This window comes from Arthrobacter sp. I3 (assembly GCF_000520575.1).
Classification (GTDB): Bacteria; Actinomycetota; Actinomycetes; order Actinomycetales; family Micrococcaceae; genus Arthrobacter; species Arthrobacter humicola_A.
In genome coordinates this window covers 40451-45352 of record NZ_KI914924.1, presented here as the reverse complement: position 1 = coordinate 45352, position 4902 = coordinate 40451, and the positions used below count along the sequence as shown (strand labels likewise).

The window sequence follows — 4902 nt, the reverse complement described above, 5'->3', positions numbered from 1 at the left end:
CGGGCCGCGGGCACTGCGCGGCCGATACGACTGTGACGCACAGAACACAATGGCGGCCCGGCATATGTAAGCCAATAGTCCCGCGTCGTTCACCGGCCGTTCACTTTGGTCCGCAATTCTCTTCACCTGGGCCACTTACGGTCGGTAAAGGTACAAACCCGTACGCATCCCTGCGGGCCTTCTCCGGGCCCGGCACTCACAGCCCTGGAAGGGGTACAACTCAGTGAAGGCTCTCCGCTTCGGCCGCAACGCGGCTATCGCTGTAATCGCCGTCGGCGCACTTGCGCTGACCGCCTGCGGTTCGGACAACGCAACCAACACGGCCCAGACCGCCGCGCCGTCCGCCTCGGGTCCCGCGGTCACCGGCACCCTGACCGGCATCGGTTCTTCCGCCCAGGGCGCAGCCATGGATGTCTGGAAGACCAACTTCGCTACCGCGAACCAGGGCGCAACTGTGCAGTACTCCCCGGACGGTTCCGGCGCCGGACGCAAGGCGATCCTCGACGGCTCGGCCCAGTTCGCCGGCTCCGATGCCTACCTCAAGGATGACGAACTCGCCAGCTCCAAGGAAAAGTGTGGTCCCGACGGAGCCATTGACATTCCGGTCTACATTTCCCCGATCGCCGTCGCCTTCAACGTCCCTGGCATCACGGACCTGAAGCTCGACGCCGCCACCGTCGCAAAGATCTTCCGCGGCGAGGTCGCCAACTGGAATGACCCCGCCATCGCGGCCATGAACCCGGGCGTCCAGCTTCCGGACCTCAAGGTCACCCCGGTGAACCGCTCCGATGACTCGGGCACCACCACCAACTTCACCGACTACCTGTCCGCCGTAGCCCCCACCGTGTGGACCGACAAGGCAGCCGGCGTCTGGCCCGCCAGCCTGAAGGGCGAGAACGCCAAGGGCACCTCCGGCGTCGTCAAGACTGTCACCGACACCCCCGGCGCCGTGACCTACGCCGACGACTCCGCTGTCAGCGGCAAGCTCGGCACCGCGCAGATCAAGGTCGGCGACTCCTTCACGAAGATCTCCGCCGAGGCAGCTTCCAAGGCAGTCGACCAGGGCAAGCCGGTCGAGGGCCGCAACGCCAACGACCTCGCCATCAAGCTGGACCGCACCACCACGGCCGCGGGCGCCTACCCGATCGTCCTGGTGTCCTACCACATCGTCTGCACCACCTACGACACGCAGGCCACCGCTGACCTGGTCAAGGCCTTCGTCAAGTACGCCGCCTCCGACGCGGGCCAGCAGGCCGCCGCCGACGCCGCCAAGTCGGCGCCGCTGTCCAAGACCCTCCAGGACAAGGCAATGGCTGCCGTCGACTCCGTCAAGGCCAAGGCCTAGGAATACGCTGCGCCGCGAGGCGAAGTGGATAAGGGCATAGTGGAAACACGGGCCTGATCAAGGTTCCCTGCATCATGGCGGCCGTCACCGGCGGCCGCCATGGAGCAGGGAACCGACGCGTTTGTTCCATACATCAAGATTTGCCGGGCACCGGCCGCGGAGGCCTCCGCACCCGGCGCCCGGATCCCATCCAAACCGAAGGACCGTGAAGTGACCACCACCTCCCTGACCAAGTCCCGGGGCGCAGGCCACGCCGGTGACAAAGTCTTTTCCGCAGCCACCTTGGCAGCAGGGTGTTTGATCCTCGTCGTGCTCTTCGGCGTGGCACTGTTTCTCGTGATCCAGGCGCTCCCCGCCCTCGTGGCTCCGGCGGACAAGATCCAGGGCGGCGAAGGATTCTTCACCTACATCTGGCCGCTCGTCATCGGCACCCTCATCGCCTCGGTGATCGCTCTCGTGATCGCGACGCCGATCGCGATCGGAGTCGCGCTGTTCATTTCGCACTTCGCGCCGCGCCAGCTCGCCTCCGGCCTGGGTTACGTGATTGACCTCCTCGCCGCCATCCCGTCCGTGGTCTACGGCGCCTGGGGCGTCGCGTTCCTGGCCAAGGAAATCTCGCCGTCGTACAACTGGCTGGCCGAGAACATGGGCTGGCTGCCGATCTTCCAGGGCCCCGCCTCCGCCACCGGCAAGACCATCCTGACGGCCGGAATCGTGCTCGCCGTCATGGTCCTGCCCATCATCACCTCCCTGACCCGCGAAATCTTCCTGCAGACCCCCAAGCTGCACGAAGAGGCCGCGCTGGCGCTCGGGGCCACCCGCTGGGAGATGATCCGGATGACCGTGCTGCCGTTCGGCCGGCCCGGAATCATCAGCGCCGTGATGCTGGGACTGGGCCGGGCCCTCGGCGAGACCATGGCCGTCGCGCTGGTGCTGTCCTCCGGAGCCCTGACCGCCAGCCTGATCCAAACCGGCAACCAGACCATCGCCGCCGAAATCGCCCTGAACTTCCCCGAGGCCAGCGGGATCAAGGTCAACACGCTGATCGCCGCGGGCCTGGTGCTGTTCGTCATCACCCTCGGCGTGAACATGATCGCCCGCGGAATCATCACCCGGCACAAAGAATTCTCGGGAGCCAACTAAATGACCTCCACCCTGACCCCGGTACGCAAGCGCTCGGCGCTGACCAAGGGCCAACTGCCCAAGGCCGCGCCGTACATCGTCCTGGCCGTTGCCTTGATCCTCGGCGCGGCGATCCTCGCGCTGATCGGCTTCAATGCCTTCGGCTGGGCCATCGTCTCCGCCATCCTCTTTGCCGCCGGCCTGGTGGGCTGGAGCCTTGTTGTGGAAGGCGCCCGCAAAGCCAAGGACAAGCTGGCCACCTGCCTGGTTGTGGGGGCCTTCCTGGTTGCCCTGCTGCCCCTGTTCTCGGTGATCTGGACCGTGCTGATCAATGGGCTCCCCGGGCTCCTGGATCCCGGTTTCCTCACCACCTCCATGAACGGGGTCACCGGCGCCTTCGACAATAAGACGGTCGAGGAAGGCGCCCCCCTGCTGGGCGGCATCTATCACGCGCTCATGGGTACCCTGCTGATCACGGTGCTCGCCACCCTCATCTCGGTCCCCGTGGGCCTGCTGACCGCGATCTACCTCGTGGAGTACGGCGAGGACCGCGCACTGGCCCGGGCCATCACCTTCTTCGTGGACGTCATGACCGGCATTCCCTCGATTGTCGCCGGCCTGTTCGCCGCCGCCGCGTTCTTCGCGGTGGTCGGCCCGGGCACCAAGACCGGCGCCGTCGCCGCCGTCGCACTGTCGGTGCTGATGATCCCGGTGGTGGTCCGCTCCAGCGAGGAAATGCTCAAGATCGTGCCCAACGAACTCCGCGAGGCCGCCTACGCCCTCGGCGTCCGCAAGTGGCGGACCATCCTCAAGGTGGTCCTCCCGACGGCGATCTCCGGCATCGCGTCCGGCATCACCCTGGCGATCGCCCGCGTGATCGGCGAAACCGCGCCGATTCTGGTCACCGCAGGATTCGCGACCACCATCAACACCAACGTGTTCAGCGGCTGGATGGCCTCCCTGCCGACCTTCATCTACACCCAGATCCTGAACCCCACCTCGCCGTCGAACCCGGATCCGTCCTCCCAGCGGGCCTGGGGCGCGGCCCTGGTGCTCATCATCCTGGTGATGCTGCTCAACCTCGGCGCACGCCTGATTGCCCGCATCTTCGCCCCCAAGACAGGCCGCTAGGCCATCCGCGCCCGCCGCCCCTACCTCCAGCAAGTGAAGGAACACCATGTCTAAGCGCATCGACGTCAAGGACCTGAACGTCTACTACAGCAAATTCCTGGCCGTCGAAGGCGTCAACATCAACATCGACGCCAAGTCCGTCACGGCCTTCATCGGCCCCTCGGGTTGCGGCAAGTCCACCTTCCTGCGCACCCTGAACCGCATGCACGAGGTCATTCCCGGCGCGAGGGTTGAAGGCGAAGTGCTGCTGGACGGGGACAACCTGTACGGCCCCGGCGTCGACCCGGTCACCGTCCGGTCCCAGATCGGCATGGTGTTCCAGCGCCCCAACCCGTTCCCCACCATGTCCATCCGGGACAACGTGCTGGCCGGCGTGAAGCTGAACAACACGAAGATCTCCAAGGGCGAGGCCGATGTCCTGGTGGAGCGGTCCCTGCAGGGTGCCAACCTCTGGAACGAGGTCAAGGACCGTCTGGCCAAGCCCGGCTCCGGGCTGTCCGGCGGCCAGCAGCAGCGCCTGTGCATTGCGCGCGCGATTGCCGTTGAACCCCAGGTGATCCTCATGGACGAGCCCTGCTCCGCCCTGGACCCGATCTCGACGCTGGCCATTGAGGACCTCATCAATGAGCTCAAGGACCAGTACACGGTGGTGATCGTGACGCACAACATGCAGCAGGCGGCCCGCGTGTCGGATAAGACGGCCTTCTTCAACATTGCCGGCACCGGCAAGCCGGGCAAGCTGATCGAGTTCGGCGACACCCCCACGATCTTCAGCAACCCGACCGAGAAGGCCACCGAGGACTACGTCTCCGGCCGCTTCGGATAACCAGGCTGCTACAGGCCGGCCACCGTCGAGAGCGCCAACTGCAGGACGAACGCGGCGGCAGCGGTGACAACCGGGGTCGCTACCCAGAACACCAGGATGCGGATCACCAGCCGCCGGTCGGTGCCCGGGAAACACTGGTTGGCGCCGGCACCAAGGGTTGCCGCCGTCACCGTGTGCGTGGTGGAGACGGGCCAGTGCAGCCCGATGGCGCCCACCAACAGCATCACGGCGCTGTACATCTGCGCGACGAATCCGCGCAGGGGATCGACCCGGGTCAGCCGGTAGCCGATGGTGTAGGAAATCCGCCACCCGCCCGCGAGGGTTCCCGCCGACAGCAAGACGGCCGTCAGCAGGGCCACCCACACCGGCACTGAACCGCCGTCGGAGAGCCCGGCCGCCAGCAGCGCCAGGATCACCACCGCGCTGGTGCGTTGGCCGTCCTGCAGCCCGTGCCCGAAGGCGACGGCGCCCGCGGCAA

5 protein-coding genes are annotated in these 4902 nt (G+C 66.4%); 4 read left to right on the top strand and 1 reads right to left on the bottom strand.

Going from position 1 to position 4902, the window contains the following annotated elements; genetic code table 11:
- Positions 1–223 precede the first annotated feature (223 nt).
- The 4 genes from pstS (at position 224) to pstB (ending at position 4424) form a co-directional block, all read left to right on the top strand.
- Positions 224–1345 carry a phosphate ABC transporter substrate-binding protein PstS gene (gene pstS, locus Y706_RS0110905; RefSeq protein WP_028276613.1) on the top strand — a complete coding sequence of 374 codons (1122 nt, stop codon included), beginning with the start codon at positions 224–226 and terminating at the stop codon, positions 1343–1345.
- A 210-nt stretch (positions 1346–1555) separates the two neighbouring features.
- Positions 1556–2488, top strand: coding sequence for a phosphate ABC transporter permease subunit PstC (pstC, locus tag Y706_RS0110900; RefSeq protein ID WP_028276612.1), 933 nt, complete (start codon positions 1556–1558; stop codon positions 2486–2488).
- A complete protein-coding gene (gene pstA / locus Y706_RS0110895; protein WP_028276611.1) occupies positions 2489–3598 on the top strand; it encodes a phosphate ABC transporter permease PstA in 1110 nt (369 codons plus the stop codon). It abuts the gene before it with no gap.
- Positions 3599–3644: 46 nt separating this feature from the next.
- Positions 3645–4424, top strand: coding sequence for a phosphate ABC transporter ATP-binding protein PstB (gene pstB, locus Y706_RS0110890; protein WP_018774898.1), 780 nt, complete (start codon positions 3645–3647; stop codon positions 4422–4424).
- Between the two features lie 8 nt (positions 4425–4432).
- On the opposite strand, the gene Y706_RS24960 is transcribed toward pstB, so the two are convergent.
- Positions 4433–4902, bottom strand: a 470-nt coding sequence (locus tag Y706_RS24960) for an inorganic phosphate transporter (protein WP_162159071.1), incomplete at its 5' end; no start/stop codon positions are given.